Annotated in this window: 3 protein-coding genes; all 3 read left to right on the forward strand. The window is 60.7% G+C overall.

Annotation, left to right across the window (positions count from 1 at the left end; genetic code table 11):
* The first annotated feature begins 120 nt into the window (after positions 1-120).
* From ACUH78_RS19215 to ACUH78_RS19225, 3 genes are read left to right on the forward strand one after another with little or no spacing between them, the layout of a single operon-like run.
* Positions 121-372, forward strand: a complete 252-nt coding sequence (locus tag ACUH78_RS19215; protein ID WP_003108276.1) for an AbrB/MazE/SpoVT family DNA-binding domain-containing protein — start codon at positions 121-123, stop codon at positions 370-372.
* Positions 369-764, forward strand: coding sequence for a type II toxin-antitoxin system VapC family toxin (locus ACUH78_RS19220; RefSeq protein ID WP_003159186.1), 396 nt, complete (start codon positions 369-371; stop codon positions 762-764). Before ACUH78_RS19215 ends, ACUH78_RS19220 begins: the two co-directional genes overlap by 4 nt.
* Before the next feature lie 11 nt (positions 765-775).
* Positions 776-1312 carry a hypothetical protein gene (locus ACUH78_RS19225; protein WP_003159187.1) on the forward strand — a complete coding sequence of 179 codons (537 nt, stop codon included), beginning with the start codon at positions 776-778 and terminating at the stop codon, positions 1310-1312.
* The last annotated feature ends 241 nt before the right edge of the window (positions 1313-1553 follow it).

Raw genomic sequence — 1553 nt, forward strand, 5'->3', positions numbered from 1 at the left:
AAGATGTTTTCGGACAGGCGTCCGGTTTGGCCGCCTAATGATCGTTTGACGGACATTGACGGTAAGGCATTTTTGCATTACTATGTGAAGCATCAACCTTGATTGCGAGGGCAAACCACCATGACCACATTGACCGTTACCGCACGGGGACAAGTGACGTTTCGGAAGGACGTACTGCAACACCTCGGCATCAGGCCAGGCGACAAGATCGAGCTGGACTTGTTGCCAGACGGTCGGGGCGTGCTCAAGGCGGCACGGCCCGCAGGGACGATAGCCAGCTTTGTCGGCCTGCTCGCGGGCAAGACGCAGAAGGTTGCCACCATCGAAGAAATCAACGAGGCGGCGGCGCAAGGCTGGGCAGGTAAGCAATGAAGGTCGCAGTCGATACCAACGTCCTTGTGCGTGCGGTTGTGCGTGACGATCCCGCACAAGCGGACGTTGCCGCCGCAGTCTTGACCGACGCCGAGTTGATCGCGGTCGCGCTGCCGTGCCTATGCGAATTTGTTTGGGTGCTGCTGCGTGTCTACGGCTTCCAGCAAGCCGACGCGGCCAGCGCGATCCGGGCACTACTGGCCGCCGCGAATGTGGAAGTGAACCGGCCTGCCGTGGAGGCTGGCTTGCTGGTGCTCGACGCGGGCGGAGACTTTGCCGATGGCGTCATTGCCTACGAAGGCAACTGGCTTGGCGGGGAAACCTTCGTTTCCTTCGATAAGAAGGCGGTGGCACTTCTCACGGCGCAAGGGCAATCAACGCGCCTTTTGTGACGGACATGAGCATGAACGAATTCCGCCGACTGGCCGCGAAGATCGACCAACACATGCAGCAGCTTGCCGCCCAGGGTGTCAGCGAGGCCCATGCCATCATCAATCGCATGATGGGGTACGGGCCTGACCTGCACAGGATTTGGGTCGGCACATCCGATCAGCAGCTCATGGCGCTGTCCCGCGAGTTCCCAGGGTTCTACCGCTACGCCCGCATCATGGAAGAGGCATCCGAAGCCGAGCGCCGCAAGGCTTCGCGGCCCTATGACGGCATGGCCGAGTTCTCCGAACAGCACAAGCAAATGGGCGCGCAACTGCTGACCACGGCGGCCACGCTTGAGCGTGGCTACCAGGCGTTTCGTGCGAGCGGCAGTCTCCAAGACTTCCGGCCTCAGCTCGACGAGCTGGGCCGCCTGCATCGGCAATGGCTGTCCGACCTGGAAGCCTTCAAAGACTCGCTGCGCACGCAGGGCGCAGAACCCAAGGTGCTGGAATACGTGAACGAGGCTTTCGGCCGCCTGGCCGAGCGCATCAAGCAGCTTGCCGGTTGATCGCCGGAATTTTCGGCGGTTCCGGCTTTGTCGCGCCGTGCACAAGAGTTCTGAGCAATTCCGATCTCTCGCGGCGCTTCGTGCATAGAACTTCTGACCGTTCCCGGTCAGAAGTTCTATGCACACACGGCGGCCAGCCCAGTGAACTGGTGCAGTCGCCTTCTGAAAACGACAGGTGCAGAGGACCGTTGAAGGCCTGTCGAAAAACAAATGTTTTCCGACAGGCCTTGGCCTAGCGCAC

The organism is Thauera sp. ZXT1-4 (assembly GCF_052598215.2).